Genomic DNA, 14729 nt, shown 5'->3' on the forward strand with positions numbered 1-14729 from the left:
GATTGATTCCCAGCCGTTGGCGTGATGTTAGCGGTCGTAGGCGAGCAGGGACCGTTCACTGGCTGGCCGGCGTGGTCGTTGTGCCCGATCACGGCGGTGAGGGCGAGGAGGCGGACGATCACCCGGACGGCGACGCCGGGGATGGTCCGCCCGCCGTGACGCTCCATGTCCAGCTGAACTTTGAGGTCTGGCTGATCGATTCGACGGTCCGACGTAAGGGCTTGATCAGCGCTGTTCCGGTTCGTGGGGGTTCGCCTTCGCCGGTGAGGGCGAAGACGACCGGACACTCCGCCGGGGGCGCAGGGCAGGTGGAGGCGTAGCCCTCAGAAGAAGCGGCTGTGGGAGGAGCAGTAACCGTATTCGGCCCGGCCGGTCAGGGCGCTGTGGGTGGCGGTCTGGCGGGAGCGTCCGCATTCGACAGGGTGGAGTCGGCCCACCCATATGTCGTCGTTCCACAGGGTGGTGTCGTAGGCCAGGACGCAGATCATGTGCAGGACCAGTGGTGAGGCACCACAGGCGCCCTCGCCCACTACGCCAGCGATTCCCGAGCTAAGCCCTTGCAATCAATCATCTAGAGCCGACCGGCCGCCTTCAGGTTCAGGTAGGCGTCGGCCAGCGCCGGGGCCAGGTCGTCCGGCAGGGCGTCGACGACCTCGACGCCGTGACGGCGCAGCCGCGCGGTCACCTGGCGGCGCTCCACGCCCTGGCGTTCGGCCGCCGCCGCGTCGAAGACCTCCTCGGGGCCGTCGCGCCCGGCGGCCAGCGCGGCCACCCGGGGGTCGGCCACCGCCGCCAGCAGCACCAGATGCCTCGACGACAGCTGCGGCAGCACCGGGATCAGGCCCTCGTCCAGCGCGGTCGCGTTGAGGTCGGTCAGCACGACCACCAGGCTGCGCCGCCGGAGCCGGGACAGCACGGCGGCCACCATCCCGTGGGCGTCGGCCTCCACGAGCTCGGGCTGGAGCGGGGCCATCGCGGTGACCAGGGCGGGCAGCAGGTCGCCCCGGCCGCCGCCGCTGACCTGGGCCCGGACCGCCCGGTCGTAGGCGAGGAAGTCGACCCGGTCGCCCGCTCGCGCGCACAGGGCGGCCAGCAGCAGGGCGGCGTCCATGCCCCAGTCGAGCCGGGGCCAGCCGCTCGGGTCGCCGGAGGCGGGGTCGACGCCGACCCGCCCGGCCGAGGTGCGGCCGGTGTCGAGGACGATCAGCACCCGCCGGTCGCGCTCGGGCCGCCAGGTCCGCACGACGACGTCGGCCCGGCGCGCGGTGGCCCGCCAGTCGATCGACCGCACGTCGTCGCCGACGACGTACTCGCGCAGCGAGTCGAACTCGGTGCCCTGGCCGCGGATCTGGACGGGGTTGAGCCCGTCGATGGCCCGCAGCCGCGCCAGCTTGGCCGGGAGGTGACGCCGCGACAGGAACGGCGGCAGCACCCGAACCCGCCCCTCGACCCGGTGGGAGCCCTGCCGGGCGGCCACCCCGAGGGGCCCCAGCGCCCGGACGGTCACCCCGGCGGCCGTGAAGTCGCCCCTGCGGAGCGGCCGCAGCGTCGTGGCCACCCGGCGTCGTTCACCGGGCGGGATGTCCACCTCGTGCTCCCTGGGGGCCGGACGGGTGCTCGGCGGCCAGGCGTCCCGCAGCAGGCCACGCACCCGCCGCCCGCCCGGATTGGCCACCAGCAGGGTGACCTCGGCGGCCTCCCCGAGGCGTACCCGAAGATCGTCGGACCGCTCGAACCGCAGCACCCGCACGCTCCCCGCCAGCGCCAGGTCGACCGCGATCACCAGCACGATCACCGCGACGACCAGCCAGAACGCGACCGCGGCGAGGTCGGCGGGCGCCGCGAGCACCAGCAGCGCCCCGGCCACCGCGAGCAGCGCGGCCCGCCCGGTCAGCGCCATCAGCGCGGCACGGGGACGGACGCCAGGATGCCGTCGAGCACCCCGTCGGCGGTCGCGCCCTCCAGCTCGGCCTCCGGCCGCAGTTGCACCCGGTGGCGCAGCGCGGGCCGGGCCAGCGCCTTCACGTCGTCGGGCGTCACGTAGTCGCGCCCGGACAGCCAGCCCCACGCGCGGGCCGCCGCCAGCAGCGCGGTCGCGCCACGCGGCGAAACCCCCAGTTGCAGCGACGGCGACTGCCGGGTGGCGCGGGCCAGGTCGACGACGTAGGCGAGCACCTCGGGCGACACGTGGGTCTCCGCGACCGCCTTGCGCCCCGCCGCCAGGTCGGCCGCGCTCGCCACCGGCTTCACGTGGGACAGGTCGCGCGGGTCGAACCCCTCGGCGTGCCTCCTGAGCACGGCGATCTCGTCGTCGCGCCCCGGCAGCGGCACGGTCAGCTTCAGCATGAACCGGTCGAGCTGCGCCTCGGGGAGCTGGTAGGTCCCCTCGTACTCCACCGGGTTCTGGGTCGCCGCCACGATGAACGGGTCGGGCAGCGGCCGGGGCGTCCCGTCGACGCTGACCTGCCGCTCCTCCATCGCCTCCAGCAGCGCGGCCTGCGTCTTCGGCGGGGTGCGGTTGATCTCGTCGGCCAGCAGCAGGTTGGTGAAGACCGGCCCGGCCCGGAACTCGAACTCGGCGGTGCGCGCGTCGTAGACCAGCGACCCGGTCACGTCGCCCGGCATGAGGTCGGGGGTGAACTGCACCCGCTTGAAGTCGACCGACAGCGCCCGCGCCAGGGTCCGGACCAGCAGCGTCTTGGCCACACCCGGCACGCCCTCCAGCAGCACGTGGCCCCGGCACAGCAGCGCGATCACGAGGCCGGAGACCACCGCGTCCTGCCCCACCACCGCCTTGGCGACCTCCGCCCGGAGCGCGGCCAGCGCCTCGCGGGAGGCGTCAGGGGCCGTCACAGGTGTCACGAGTCTCGTACCTGCCTTTCGATCGTGTCGAGGTCGCGCGCGAGCGCGACCAGCGCGGCGTCACCGGAGGGGGTGCCGCCGAAGAGGACCTGGCGGACCTGCCCGCCATCCTGCCCGGTCCGGGCGGCGGCCGCCGTGACGATCTCGTCGTCGCCGGCCGTCGCGGTCAGCCCCAGCCGGGGCGTCAGCCGGGCCAGCGCGGCCTGCCGCAGGGCGAGCGCGGCCCGGTCGTGGGCGGCGCGGGCGCGGTAGAGGCGGCCCCGGCCCTCGACGGTCTCGGCGGCCCGGACGACCACCGGCAGCCGCTCCTCGACCACCGGCCCGAGACGGCGTCCCCGCCACAGGGCGGTGAGCAGCACCGCCACGACCAGCGCCCAGACGAACCAGCCGACGTTGGCCGGGATCAGCTCGCTCAGCGGCTTCGCGCCGCCGTCGGGCACCCCGAGCGGAGAGCGCGGGGCGAACCAGGTGACCCTCTGGTGGGTGCCCGCCAGGTTCATCGCCAGCGCGGCGTTGCCGTTCTCCACCAGTTTTCCGTTGGTCATGAACGTTCCCGACCCGACGAGGGTGACCTCGCCGGACACCGAGACCGTGCCGCCGTAGCAGGTCGCGCCGCCGAACGACCAGCCGCCGGTGACGGCGTCGCCGGCCAGCACGGCCGCGTCCAGGTCGCAGCCGGGGTCGCGGACCGTCTCGGCGGCACCGGGCCGGGCGGTCACCCCGGGCGCCAGCGCCCGCAGCACCGGCGGGGTCGGCGCGATCAGCAGCCGCGCCCCCGGCCGCGCCGCGAGCTCGGCCAGCTTCGCCGGGTCGGCCAGGAACTCGGGCCGGGCCACCACCAGCAGCGAGCCCTCGGCCCGCGCGATGGCGTCGTCGAACGTCGTCACCTGGGTCACCGTGACGCCCTGGCCGCGCAGCAGCTCGGCCAGCGCGCGGGCACCGGCGGGGGAGGTCGCCTCGATGTCGAGCCGCCCGCCGTTGCGGACCCCGCTGACCAGCACGATCAGCACCGCCACGACCACGATCAGGCCGGCCGCGCCGAGCACGCCGCGCCACGACCGCCACCGCTCGGTGATCGTCGGGGTGGTGGACGTCGTCACAGGGCCGCCTTCTCCCGCCGGACCGCCTCGTCGAGGCCGGTCAGCTCGGCGTAGGCCTCCGGGGTGCCCGGACGTTCGCCGTAGGTGACGTCGGCGAACGTCCGGGCACCCTGGTCCAGATCGGCCGCGAGCGCCGGCAGGGCCCGGCCCGCCTCGGCGGCCAGTTCGGCGGCCGTACGCCCCGGCATCGGTTCCACGATCGTGCGCTCCTCCAGCTCACGGGCGACGGCCCGGAGGCGCTCCCGGACCGCCTGGGCCCACTCTCCGGCGGCGGCGTGGCGCTCGGCCAGGGTCCGGTGTTCGCCGGCCGACAGCCGGGTCTCGCCGAACAGGCCGCCGCCCCCGGGCCGCCGGGTGGCCGAGGCCTTCCGGGCCGCCCGGATCAGCGCCACCGCGACGACCGCCAGGACCAGCACGAGCACCAGCAGGGTCAGCCAGCCCCCGGGCACGCCCTGGGCGCGGGCGATCAGCTCGGTGATGAGCTCCCAGATCCGGTCGAGCACCTGGTCGAGCCACGACGGCTTCGGATAGGCCGGATCGGAGAGCTCGCGCAGGGCGGCCTCCTGAGCGGCCTCGCGGCCGATCTCGACCGGGACGTCCAGGACCATGGATCAGGGCCAGGGGTTGCGCTGGCGCCACAGGTTCTCGTGGCCGGTGCCCGGAGCGCCCTGCTGACGCTCCACCGCCTCGGTCTGGAGGACCAGGTCGAACGCTTCGGCGCGCATGCGGCGGTCGGCGTACAGGAGAGTGGTGACCCCGGCGCTGAACGGGTTGGTGATGGTGCCGGCGATGATCGCGCCGATGCCGCCGAGGACGGCGGTGATGTAGAACCGCGTGTCGTCGAACGTGGCGGTCGGGTCGCCGAGCGAGCCGAAGATCGAGAACGGCGCCGAGACCGCCGTGGCGACCAGCCCGGCCACGACCGAGGTCAGCAGCAGGATCCCGAAGACCCGCCAGAAGTCACCCTTGACCAGCCGGAACGACCGGCTCATCGCCGCGCCGACCCCGATGCCCTCCAGCACGATCGCCGAACTGGCCAGGCTCAGCTTGGTGTAGAGGAACACCGCCAGGCAGACGCCGCCGACGAACAGGATCAGCCCCAGCACGACCGTCGCGCCGAACGGCAGGCCGGCGGCGGTCAGCAGGAGCAGCAGCCCCATCGGCACCAGGAAGACGCCGAAGACGATCGCCGACTGGAGCAGCGCCAGCCCGATCAGCGGCAGCACCCGGCCCTTGGCCATGTCCCACGCCGCGCCGATCGAGATCTTCTCGCCGAAGACGGCCCGCCCGACGATCCCGGTGAGCATGCCGGTCAGCACGACCAGGGCGATGGTGGTGACGACCGCGCCCAGCAGTGTGCCGCCCAGGAAGGAGAGGGCGGGGCCGAGGATGAGCTCGGGGTTGTCCCGGGCCGTGTCCTCGCTGAGCACCGCCGCGTCGGCGAAGGCGCCCAGCAGGGGCAGCTGGATCGCCAGCGTGACGATCTCGGCGACGGTCACCACCAGCGCCGAGAGCCCGAGCGTCGCCTTCGGGTTGGCCCGGATGAACGACACCGCGCCGTTGTAGAGGTCGCCGATCTGCAACGGCCGCAGCGGGATGACCCCCGGCTTGAGCACCGGGGCGCCGTAGTAGCCGCCGCCGGGCGGCGGCGGGTAGTAGCCGCCGTGCTGGGGCGGCGGGGGCGGCGGGTAGGAGCCGGGGTCGTTGGGTGCGGCCCAGGGACCGGGCGCGCCGTAAGCGGGCGGTTGCGTGGGGGACCAACCGGGAGGCGGCTGCTCACGATCGCCGGGGCCGTCTGTCATGTCCCAATCCTGGCATGATGCGAGCCCCGCCGGTGGGCGGCGTGAAGCACACTTGGAACGTGGCCCGACACAGGCGGATCCAGGGCACGAGCCATAGCCGGCCTTCGGCTGTCCATGGCTCTTGCTTGGGATTCTCGTTACGGTAGCGGCACGTCCGGCCATTTGGGCCTAAACTTCGTCCTTTGTCACGGTCGTGTTTCATCCACCGCAGGGTCACAGGTAACCTTCCGATAAATCGCCCAAATACCTCCTTAGCTGCGCCGAAGAACGAATGAGGGGCCATGAAAGGACGCGTGCTGGTCGTCGACGACGACGCCGCTCTCGCCGAGATGCTCGGCATCGTCTTGCGCGGGGAGGGTTTCGAACCGTCCTTCGTGTCAGACGGCGACAAGGCGCTCGACGCGTTCCGCGACACCCGTCCCGATCTCGTGCTGCTCGACCTGATGCTGCCCGGGGCCGACGGCATCGACGTCTGCCGGCGCATCAGGGCCGAGTCGGGCGTGCCGATCGTGATGCTCACCGCCAAGAGCGACACCATCGACGTCGTGCTGGGCCTGGAGTCGGGCGCCGACGACTACATCGTCAAGCCGTTCAAGCCGAAGGAACTGGTGGCCCGGGTGCGGGCGCGGCTGCGCCGCACCGACGAGCCGACCCCCGAGATCCTGCAGATAGGCGACATCACCATCGACGTCGCCGGCCACTCGGTCAAGCGGTTCGAGGAGACCATCAACCTCACGCCGCTGGAGTTCGACCTGCTGGTCGCGCTGGCCCGCAAACCGCGTCAGGTCTTCACCCGGGAAGTGCTGCTGGAGCAGGTCTGGGGCTACCGCCACGCCGCCGACACGCGGCTGGTCAACGTCCACGTGCAGCGGCTCCGGGCGAAGATAGAGAAAGACCCCGAACACCCCGAGATCGTCGTCACGGTCCGCGGCGTCGGGTACAAAGCCGGTCCAGCCTGAGCCGGATGCCCAAGAAGCGGCCCCGACGGACTCCCCGGCAGATCGCCCGGGGGGTCCGTCGTCGTGCTCGGCGCTACGCCGGGCGGGCCCGTTCGGCCTGGCGGCGCTCCCTCCAGATGCGGGTGGTCACGTCCACCCTGCTGATCTCGGTGGTCGTCGTGGCCGTGCTGGGCGTCTTCCTGTTCCAGTCGATCAACAAGACCATGCTGGCCGGACGGACCGACGCCGCCACCGCCGAGGCCCGCGCCAACGTGCTGACGGTCTCCGACTACCTGGCCAGGGCCGCCGAGCCGGTTCCGGCCGAGGGGTCCGACCCGGCCGTGTCGCCGCCGCCCGACCCCGCCGACCAGGCGATCAACGTGCTGGCCCAGCGCGCCGGGTCGCGCTACGCGGTGGTCATCTACAACAACGACACCGTCGGCCAAGACCGGGCCACCCTCGACATCGACGCGGGCAGGAGCATCCCGCCGGTCTTCCGGGAGCGGGTCCGCACCGACACCACCGACCAGACCGTCGCCCGCTACAGCCCGCTGCGCTACCTCAGCGGTGACACCGTGTCGGGGCTGGTCATCGGCAAGCGCGTCCCGGGCAGCAACGGCACCTACGAGATCTACCACCTGTTCCCCCTCAACGAGGAGGAGGAGACCCTCAGCTCGGTCCTCCAGCTCCTCGTGCTGGTCGGGGCCGGTCTGGTGCTGCTGCTGGCCGCCATCGCCTCGCTGGTGACCCGCCAGGTCGTCACGCCCGTGCGGCTGACCCGCCAGGCCGCGGAACGGCTCGCCTCCGGCCGCCTCGAGGAGCGGCTGAAGGTCCGCGGCGAAGACGACCTCGCCCGCCTCGCCGCCTCGTTCAACGAGATGGCCTCCAACCTCGCGCTCAAGATCCACCAGCTCGAGGAGCTCTCCCAGGTGCAGCGCCAGTTCGTCTCCGACGTCTCCCACGAGCTGCGCACCCCGCTGACCACCGTCCGGATGGCCGCCGATCTCCTGTACGACGCCAGGGAGGACTTCGAGCCCATGGCGTCCCGGTCGGCCGAGCTCATGCAGGCCCAGCTCGAACGGTTCGAGTCGATGCTGGCCGACCTGCTGGAGATCAGCCGCTACGACGCCGGAGCCGCCACCCTCGACCTCGAGTCGATCGACATGCGCGACACCGTGCTGCGCGCCGTCGGCGACTCCGAGGCGCTGGCCGAGCGCCACGCCACCCGCTTCGAACTGCGCCTGCCCACCGACCCGTGCATGGCCGAGTGCGACTCCCGGCGGATCGAGCGCATCCTGCGCAACCTGCTGTTCAACGCGATCGAGCACGGCGAGGGCAAGGACATCGTGGTCACCCTCGGCGCCGACCGCGACGCGGTGGCCATCGCGGTCCGCGACCACGGTGTGGGCCTGCGGCCCGGCGAGGAGAACATGGTCTTCGACCGCTTCTGGCGGGCCGACCCGTCCCGCGCCCGCACGATCGGCGGCACCGGCCTGGGCCTGGCCATCTCCCGGGAGGACGCGATCCTGCACGGCGGCTGGCTCCAGGCCTGGGGCGCCCCGGGCGAGGGCACCCAGTTCCGCCTCTCGCTGCCGCGCACGGCCGGGACCCAGCTCAAGGGGTCGCCGCTGCCGCTGGTGCCGCCGGAGGTCGAGATGCGGCGGACCTGGCGCGGCCACGTCACGCCGGTGCTGTCGGCAGCGGCGGGGGAGTCGGGGGTGTTCGATGTCGACTAGACGCGTCCTCACGCTGGTGGCGACCGCGGCTGCCCTCACGGCGTGCACGATCGTGCCCACCAGTGGCAACCCGCCCACGGCCAGCGAGGAGGAGCGCGGCGGCGACATCCTCAGCCAGACCTACGTCCGGATCCTGGCCCAGCCGCCCCGCCCCGACGCGACCGCCGTGGAGATCGTGCGCGGCTTCCAGGCCGCGATGGCCAGCTCCGACGACCCGCAGCACAAGGTCGCCCGGCAGTACCTGACCGGCCCGGCGGCGACCGGCTGGCAGCCGTGGGCCACCGCGACGACGGTCTGCGACTGCCGCTTCGCCGACGACCTGCCCGAGGAGGACGCCGACAAGTTCGCCGTCTCCTTCAAGGGCAAGAAGGTCGCCACCCTGGACAAGGGCGGGCGCTACCGCGCGACGGCCTCCGAGGAGACGGTCGACGCGTCGTTCACCCTGATCCGGGTCGGCGGCGAGTGGCGCATCTCCGAGGCCCCCGCCGGCCTGATCCTGCTCCGCAGCGACCTCACGAGGGCGTACGCCCCCGTGGACATCTACTTCCCCAACCTGACCTTCACCGGCCTGGTGGCCGACCGGGTCAGGGTGCCGATCGACCCCAGCAAGGGCCTGCCCGAGTCGCTCATCCGCACCCTGCTGAACGGCCCCTCGGGCCCGCTGGCGGGCGCGGTCGAGAACGTCTTCCCGACGGGCACCAAGCTCAACGGCATCCGGGTCGAGGGCGAGACCCTCTACGTCGACTTCTCCCGCCCGATCGCCGGCCTGCGCGGCAGCCCCGACCGCATCAGGGCCATGCAGGCCCAGCTCGCCTGGTCGCTCGGCACCGACCGCATCGGCGGCCGGTACATCGAGATCCTGGTCGACGGCGAGACCTTCCCCGGCGGGGGCATCCGCTTCAAGTCGACCGACTTCCCCACCTACGACCCGGCCGTGGTCACCGGCGACCTGCCCGGATACTTCGTCCGCGACGGCGTGATGCAGCGGGTCGCCAAGGACGGCGAGCAGTCGGCCCCGGTGCTCGGCGCGGCCGGTCAGCCGACCCGGCCGTTCGACCACGCCGCGGTCTCCTCCGAGGACCGCGACCAGGTGGCCGCGCTGATGCGGGACGAGACGGGGGTCTGGGCCACCCAGCTGGTCGAGGGCAGCCCGTGGCAGCGCTGGATCAACGCCCAGGGCCGTCTCACGCCGCCCTCGTGGGACCGCAACGGCGAGGTCTGGTCGGTGGAGTCGGCGGGCGGCAAGTCGCAGGTCTGGCGCGCCTCCACCGTCGGCAGCCAGTCGCCCGTCTCGGCCCCCGACCTCGTGGACGCCGACGTCAGCGCGTTCCGGATCGCCCGTGACGGCGTCAGGGTCGCGGTCGTCTCCGACACCGGGGCCGGTCAGACCGTTCAGATAGGCTCGATCCAGCGCGGCCGGACCTATCAGGTCAGTGCGCTGGAGACCCTGGTGCCCCCGGAGGAGGGTCAGAAGGTCGTCGACGTGGCCTGGAAGAACGCCACCACCCTGCTGGTGCTGACCGAGAAGAACGACTCCCAGCAGGCTCTGGCAGCCTACCCGATCTTGGACGGCGACGAGAAGACCCCGATCGAGCTGTCCAAGCGGCTCGCGTCCATCACGAGCACCGATTCGCGCATCCTGGCCAGCGACGTGAACGGCGCCCTCACGGTGTGGGACGGCAAGAAGTGGAACCTGCTCGTGAAGGGCGGCTCCAGCTTCCCCGCCTACCCTCTGGGGTGAGGTTCGGCAAGTTGTCGGCAGGGAGTGTCATGGTGGTCCGCGTGCTCGACGCGGTGCTCGATCTGCTCGTTCCCCCTCGGTGCGCCGGTTGCGGCGGCCGGGGGGCGTTGGTCTGCCCGCGGTGCGCGGCCGAGCTGACCGCCGCGCCACGCCGCCACGTCCCCGACGCGCCCCCGGAGGGCCTGCCCGAGTGCTGGGCCGCCGCCGGTTACGACGGGGTGGCCCGGCGGGTGCTGATCGCGTACAAGGAGCGCGGCCGCACCGCCCTCGGCGCCGCGCTGGGCGCCTGCCTGGCCCGCGCCCTGACGCATCTCCAGGTCGAGGGCCCGCTGGTCCTGGTGCCGGTGCCCAGCACCCGCCGGTCGAGAAGGGCCAAGGGCCATGATCCCGTACGCCGCGTCGCCGAGGTCGCGGCCCGGAGACTGCGCGCCGGAGGGCTCCAGGTGACCGTGGCGCCGGTGTTGCGGCCCGCCCGGAAGGTCGCCGACCAGGCGGGTCTGACCTCCGCCCAGCGGGCCGCCAACCTGGCCGGGGCGTTCACCTCCCGGCCGGTGCCCCGAGGGCGGGTCGTGCTGGTCGACGACGTGATCACGACCGGGGCCACGCTCGCCGAGGCGGCTCGCGCGCTGCGCGCGGCCGGCGCCGAGGCCGACTGCGCGGTCACGGTTGCGGCCACCCGGAAACGGGTCCCCGTCATGCGACACGCCCGGCGGTCACAATTTCGCTGACATCACGCTGGGTAAAGAAACAGTCAAATAACGACCTGGCTTCAGAGTGACATCCTGATGTCGGCAACCCTATGAACCACCAGTTCAGGAGACCCTTGACGGGATCGCGTGCGGGTGAGCCCATGGCGCCGCATACCATGGGCCGGTTCGGCGTGCCTGCCGAAAAATCACCGAAAGTGATCCTTTGGCGTGGCTCGCGGCTGACATTCGGCCGGGCAGCGACTAGCGTTCAGGACATGGCACCCGTTCGGGTCCGTGGTTGCGCCGGACCGAGTCCCCTCGGGGGTTCGGGCTGGCTAGCCGATGCCAGCCGCAGGCGAAACGGTCCACGTAAGGCGACTCTTGGTCGACCGATCACGGTGCGGCTTAGAGGTAAGACCTGCCTTCCCAAGAATCCAGATGATTCTTGCCAGAAGAGAAGGGCAGTAGTGGCGCGGAGCTGCGAAACCCTCAGCAGGCGGATGTGGGGACGAAGACCAGGTCGGCCGAACGGGTGCTCCTTCATGTCAGTCGATAGGCGAAGGGGGCTTTTGCGTGGACATCATCGTCAAGGGACGGCACACAGGAGTGAGCGACCGTTTCCGTGAACACGTGACTTCCAAGCTGGCCAAGATCGAGCGACTGGACAACCGTCTCATCCGCGTGGACGTAGAGGTCTCTACGGAGAAGAACCCGCGGCTGAGCGACCAGAAGGAGAGGGTGGAACTGACCATCCACTCCAAGGGCCCGGCTGTCCGGGCCGAGGCGGCCGCCGACGACCGGTTCGCCGCGCTCGACATCGCTCTGGGAAAGCTGGAGTCACGGCTGCGGCGGCTGAGCGACCGCCGCAAGATCCATCACGGTAAGAACTGCCCTCCGTCGGTCGCGGAGTTCACCGCCGGCCTGGCCGAAAGCGGCCTGGGCGAACCGGTGGCGAAGCTGCCCGAGCCGGAACTGCTCCACGACGAGTACATCCCGCCGCAGAAGCCGCAGAACGGCTACACCGAACCCATCATCCCGATCGAACAGGACGGCGACGGCCCCCTCGTCGTCCGCGAGAAGTTCCACCAGGCCGACGCCATCACCATCGAGCAGGCCCTCCTCGAGATGGAACTGGTGGGCCACGACTTCTTCCTGTTCCGTGACAAAGAATGCGGCCACCCGAGCGTCGTATATCGGCGGCGCGGATACGACTACGGCGTGTTGCGGCTCGTCGAGGGCTGAACCCGCGCCACCCCTTCCGACGTTTGTCCTTAGACAGAGTTCAACGTGAACGACATGCGCCCCGCCCGGTGCGGGGCGCATGGCGTGCGAGATCCTCGCCAGAACTGGAAGCCATGTCATGATGGCGATCCAGCTACCTGGCCCCCCGACGAGGAGGAGCTGTGAGCGACCGCAGCGTACGAGACGACGCAAGCCGCCCCACCGGGCGCGGTGAGCCGATCCGTGTGCTGATCGTCGATGATCACTCGCTGATCCGCCGCAGCCTGGTGCTGGCTCTCCAGGCCGAGGCGGACATCGAGGTCGCCGGTGAGGCGAGCGACGGTCAGGAGGCCGTGGCGCTCGCCGAGAAGCTGCTGCCCGACGTCGTGCTGATGGACGTGCGCATGCCCAGGCGCGACGGCATCGAGGCGACCAGGGCGATCAAGGAGAGCATGCCGACGACCCGCATCATCATGCTCACGGCCAGCGACGAGGAAGAGGACCTCTTCGAGGCCTTCAAGGCCGGCGCGACCGGATATCTGCTGAAAGACGTGCAGATCGACGAGGTCCCCGACGCCGTGCGCGGGGTCCACAGCGGCCAGTCGTTCATCAACCCCGCCATGGCGACCAAGCTGATCACCGAGTTCGCCAGCATCAGCCGCAAAGAGGCCGAGCGCCCGCCGCAGCTTCCGGTGCCCCGCCTGACCGAGCGGGAGATGGAAGTGCTCCGGCTGGTGGCCAAGGGGATGAACAACCGCGAGATCGCGAAGGAACTGTTCATCTCCGAGAACACGGTCAAGAACCACGTCCGCAACATCCTGGAGAAGCTCCAGCTGCACAGCCGCATGGAGGCAGTGGTCTACGCGGTGAGAGAGCGGCTGCTCGAAATCACCTGATGTGAGCGATCAGCCGCAGATCTCCCACTGCGGCACGTGGCGTTTCTCGCTCATCTGATCTCTTCGATCCGCACGCCGGTGCAGCCGACCCACGTCGCCGCTTCTCTCAGTGCTTCCTCGACCGCGTCGAGCTTCGTCACACCGGGCTGGAGTGTCACTCGCTTGGCCACCAAGGTGGTGCCCTCGCGGGCCGGGTCGACGCGGGCGATCAGCTTCCCGCCGTGCAGCACCGGCATCGCGAAATAGCCGTGGACGCGCTTGTCCTTCGGCACGTAGGCCTCCAGGCGGTGGGCCATGCCGAAGACGCGCTCCGCGCGGGCCCGCTCCCAGATCAGGGAGTCGAACGGGCTGAGCAGGGTGGTGCGGTGGCGGCCTCTGGCCTCACCCAGGGCCAGCGCCTCGGGATCGGCCCAGGCGTTGGGGCCGCCCTTCCTGGCCGGCGGCCAGCCCGCGACGTTCACCGGGACCAGGCCGCTCGCCCCGCTCAGCAGGGCGTCGTCGAGCATGGCGGCGTGCTTGTCCTTGACCCGCGTGTAGTCGACCAGGTCGGCCCGGGTCGCCACCGCCAGCGAACGGCCCGCGATCGCGGTCAGCCGGGTCACGCACTCTTCGTCGGTCAGGTCGATCTCACGGTACTCGGCGGGGATCGCGCGCTCGGCCAGGTCGTAGACCCGCCGCCAGCCCACCCGCCGGACGCAGACCACGTCGCCGACGTCGAGCAGGAACTCGATGGAGATCTTGGAGTCGGACCAGTCCCACCACGGGCCGCCCTTCTTGGCGCCGCCGATGTCCCCGGTGGTCAGGGGGCCGTCGCGGCGGACCCGATCGAGGATGTCGCCCACCGTGGCGGGCACCTCGTGCCAGCGGTATTTGCGCTCGCGGTAGGCGCGGCGCCGGAAGGAGTAGACCGGCCAGTGTTCGATCGGCAGGATGCACGCCGCGTGGCACCAGTATTCGAAGGCGGAGCCGCTCCAATAGGCCTTCTCGACCGCCGGGCGCCCGATCGCGCCCAGCCGGGCATAGGCCACCAGCTCATGAGAGCGCGCCAGCACCGAGATCGTGTCGAGCTGGACGGCCCCCAGCCGCCGCAGCATTCCCGATGGGCCGCCCTTGCGCCCATTGGCGCCCAGGAACCCCTGGGCGCGCAGGATGAGTCGCCGTGCTTCGTCGGCCGTGAGGTCCATCCGGCCGACTGTAGCCGGGGCCACCGACAAGTTCGGATATGAGAAGCGGCCGGACGGAGCCCGGCCGCGTCTCGCGCCTTGGAACTGCCTGAGGAAAGGTTCAGTGCTCGAAGGGGGAGTGGTGCTCCCGGGCGTCCATGACGCGCGGGGCGTCGATGACCACGTCGGAGAAGACGTCGAAGACCAGGGCGAGGACGGCCCCGATGGCCGACACGCCGACGCCGACCCAGACCATGGTCCAGTTGGAGGTGTCGGCGCCCAGCCCGGTGAGGCCCGCGCCGCTGATGATCGTGCCGATCAGAATGGTCGTCACCGCCACCCACGACTTCGCGCTGCCCGCGTGGCTTCCCTGGTGTGAGGTCTCTGCCATACCGTCCTACCCGACTCGCGTCCGCCGTGCCCAGTCTGGAACACCAGACGGTCTTCCTACGTTTGACAGGGTTGAGCCTATCGACCCGCTCACCCGGTCCGCCGCGCCGCTCCCCGCTCAGTCTCGTGGTGGCTGTGTCTGGTGGTCGAACGGCCTACCATGGCACAGGGGAAGTGTGTCTCGTCCTCAG

At 71.5% G+C, this 14729-nt stretch carries 13 protein-coding genes and 1 pseudogene; 6 read left to right on the forward strand and 8 right to left on the reverse strand.

From position 1 onward, the window contains the following. Positions 1–27: 27 nt before the first annotated feature. The 6 genes and pseudogenes from AW270_RS42305 to AW270_RS29450 all read right to left on the reverse strand — a co-directional run. A pseudogene (locus AW270_RS42305) lies at positions 28–509 on the reverse strand (transposase family protein); the annotation flags it as partial. A gap of 62 nt (positions 510–571) precedes the next feature. Continuing rightward, the gene (locus AW270_RS29430; RefSeq protein ID WP_061299375.1) at positions 572–1900 is read right to left on the reverse strand and encodes a DUF58 domain-containing protein; all 1329 of its coding nucleotides are present in this window, start codon (positions 1898–1900) and stop codon (positions 572–574) included. Beyond that, on the reverse strand, positions 1900–2862 hold the full coding sequence (locus AW270_RS29435) for an AAA family ATPase (protein WP_061299376.1): 963 nt from the start codon (positions 2860–2862) through the stop codon (positions 1900–1902). The genes AW270_RS29430 and AW270_RS29435 overlap by 1 nt, the downstream gene beginning before the upstream one ends. Continuing rightward, positions 2859–3962 carry a DUF4350 domain-containing protein gene (locus AW270_RS29440; RefSeq protein WP_061299377.1) on the reverse strand — a complete coding sequence of 368 codons (1104 nt, stop codon included), beginning with the start codon at positions 3960–3962 and terminating at the stop codon, positions 2859–2861. The genes AW270_RS29435 and AW270_RS29440 overlap by 4 nt, the downstream gene beginning before the upstream one ends. Beyond that, positions 3959–4570, reverse strand: a complete 612-nt coding sequence (locus AW270_RS29445) for a DUF4129 domain-containing protein (RefSeq protein WP_061299378.1) — start codon at positions 4568–4570, stop codon at positions 3959–3961. Before AW270_RS29445 ends, AW270_RS29440 begins: the two co-directional genes overlap by 4 nt. Before the next feature lie 3 nt (positions 4571–4573). Then, positions 4574–5764 carry a DUF7847 domain-containing protein gene (locus AW270_RS29450; protein ID WP_061299379.1) on the reverse strand — a complete coding sequence of 397 codons (1191 nt, stop codon included), beginning with the start codon at positions 5762–5764 and terminating at the stop codon, positions 4574–4576. A gap of 281 nt (positions 5765–6045) precedes the next feature. Between AW270_RS29450 and mtrA the strand changes: the two genes are divergently transcribed. From mtrA to AW270_RS29480, 6 genes are all read left to right on the forward strand, one after another. Further along, positions 6046–6723 carry an MtrAB system response regulator MtrA gene (gene mtrA / locus AW270_RS29455; RefSeq protein ID WP_061299380.1) on the forward strand — a complete coding sequence of 226 codons (678 nt, stop codon included), beginning with the start codon at positions 6046–6048 and terminating at the stop codon, positions 6721–6723. A 5-nt stretch (positions 6724–6728) separates the two neighbouring features. Then, entirely contained in the window at positions 6729–8438 is a 1710-nt protein-coding gene (gene mtrB / locus AW270_RS29460; RefSeq protein WP_061299381.1) for an MtrAB system histidine kinase MtrB, read from the forward strand. Then, entirely contained in the window at positions 8428–10179 is a 1752-nt protein-coding gene (locus AW270_RS29465) for an LpqB family beta-propeller domain-containing protein (RefSeq protein WP_082801921.1), read from the forward strand. Before mtrB ends, AW270_RS29465 begins: the two co-directional genes overlap by 11 nt. A gap of 29 nt (positions 10180–10208) precedes the next feature. Next, entirely contained in the window at positions 10209–10907 is a 699-nt protein-coding gene (locus AW270_RS29470) for a ComF family protein (RefSeq protein WP_245674912.1), read from the forward strand. Between the two features lie 534 nt (positions 10908–11441). Beyond that, positions 11442–12110, forward strand: a complete 669-nt coding sequence (hpf, locus tag AW270_RS29475; RefSeq protein ID WP_061299383.1) for a ribosome hibernation-promoting factor, HPF/YfiA family — start codon at positions 11442–11444, stop codon at positions 12108–12110. 161 nt (positions 12111–12271) lie between these two features. Beyond that, positions 12272–12985 carry a response regulator gene (locus tag AW270_RS29480; RefSeq protein WP_030451246.1) on the forward strand — a complete coding sequence of 238 codons (714 nt, stop codon included), beginning with the start codon at positions 12272–12274 and terminating at the stop codon, positions 12983–12985. Positions 12986–13035: 50 nt separating this feature from the next. Here the strand turns inward: AW270_RS29480 and AW270_RS29485 are convergent, their stop codons facing one another. Beyond that, the gene (locus AW270_RS29485; protein ID WP_061299384.1) at positions 13036–14169 is read right to left on the reverse strand and encodes a winged helix-turn-helix domain-containing protein; all 1134 of its coding nucleotides are present in this window, start codon (positions 14167–14169) and stop codon (positions 13036–13038) included. A gap of 100 nt (positions 14170–14269) precedes the next feature. After that, positions 14270–14539 (reverse strand): hypothetical protein, encoded by a 270-nt coding sequence (locus AW270_RS29490; protein WP_061299385.1) that lies wholly within the window; start codon positions 14537–14539, stop codon positions 14270–14272. Between the last annotated feature and the right edge of the window lie 190 nt (positions 14540–14729).

The organism is Herbidospora cretacea (assembly GCF_001570605.1).
GTDB lineage: Bacteria > Actinomycetota > Actinomycetes > Streptosporangiales > Streptosporangiaceae > Herbidospora > Herbidospora cretacea.